2 protein-coding genes are annotated in these 1,227 nt (G+C 34.9%); both read left to right on the top strand.

Annotated features, from left to right (window positions below; genetic code table 11):
- Positions 1-402, top strand: a 402-nt coding sequence (locus HNR52_RS12215; protein WP_435620740.1) for a 2-oxoacid:ferredoxin oxidoreductase subunit gamma family protein, incomplete at its 5' end; no start/stop codon positions are given.
- Positions 403-519: 117 nt separating this feature from the next.
- Positions 520-1,089 carry a lysophospholipid acyltransferase family protein gene (locus HNR52_RS12210; RefSeq protein ID WP_268257775.1) on the top strand — a complete coding sequence of 190 codons (570 nt, stop codon included), beginning with the start codon at positions 520-522 and terminating at the stop codon, positions 1,087-1,089.
- Positions 1,090-1,227 lie beyond the last annotated feature (138 nt).

Below are 1,227 nucleotides of genomic sequence, written 5' to 3'. Positions count from 1 at the left end.
CATGTTACCATATCTGATGAACCAGTAGGCTCCCCCATAATAAACGAGGCAACTGTAGTTGTTGCAATGAATAGGCCTTCTTTAGAAAAGTATGAGCAAGATATTGTAAAAGGTGGATTGCTGCTTATAAATAGCTCATTGATTACTATAGAACATAAAAGAAAGGATATTGAAGTATACAGAATTCCTACAAACGATATTGCAAATCAACTTGGGAATCTCAAAGTGGCCAATTCAATCATGATTGGGGCTTTGATTGGTTTAAAAAACATGATCAGCGAGGCTGCTATTAAAAGTGCCTTCAACAAGGTTTTTGAAGGCAAAGAAAATCTCATACCTTTAAATATAGAAGCATACGAAAGAGGCAAAGAATTTATATCTTCTCAGCTTGTGGTAAGATAAACCTCCCATTGTGGAGGTTTCATTTTTAAAGAACTTTTTTTGCTTTTTTATCTATTATAGTTATAGGTGATATGAATGGTGTTGTACTATTTTATTAAGGCCATTACTTTAGCGGTTATGTCCTTATTTTTTGGATTTAACGTAAATTTGTTGGGCAATTTGCCGGATGAACCCTGCATATTTGTGGCTAATCACAAAAGTATCTTAGATCCAATAGCACTTATGGACGCTATCGATAGGAGAGTTTTTTTCATAGCCAGCAAGGATTTATATAGGATGCCTATTTTGAGTTTGATTTTAAATGCATTAGAAACAATACCTATCAAAAAAAATTCCGCAGATGTAAGTGCGTTAAAGAAAGCTATCAAGATGCTTGATGATGGGAGATCCATCGCTTTGTTTCCAGAGGGAGGAATATCACTTGACAAAAGTGTAATAAAAATTTACAAAGGTGCAATGTATCTCTCATGCAAAACAGGATGTCCTATTGTGCCTGTAGGCATAAATGGAACTGATGTTGTATTGCCTATGGGAGAGTATCTTCCACATGCAGGAAGGATTTCTGTAACGATAGGCAAAAGCATATACCCAGATGTATCGATGGATAAAGGCGATTGCTTGGATAAAATGGCTCACGAAGTGTTAAATTCATTAAATAGCCTTATAAATAATCGGGATTTAAAATAGCTGTGAGGGATTGTGCTAAATTATTCATAGAATTAAGCATACCTACTTAGTGTATAATTTTAGTAGGCGGTAAAAAATAGAAAAAGGAAGGCATCCAAAAGATACCTTCCACTTACATGAATCATCCGCTATAATGTT

The sequence above is a fragment of the Thermoanaerobacterium thermosulfurigenes genome, assembly GCF_051201035.1.
Taxonomy (GTDB): Bacteria; Bacillota; Thermoanaerobacteria; order Thermoanaerobacterales; family Thermoanaerobacteraceae; genus Thermoanaerobacterium; species Thermoanaerobacterium thermosulfurigenes.
Note: the sequence above shows the minus strand (reverse complement) of the source record. Positions and strands in the feature narration are given on the sequence as shown.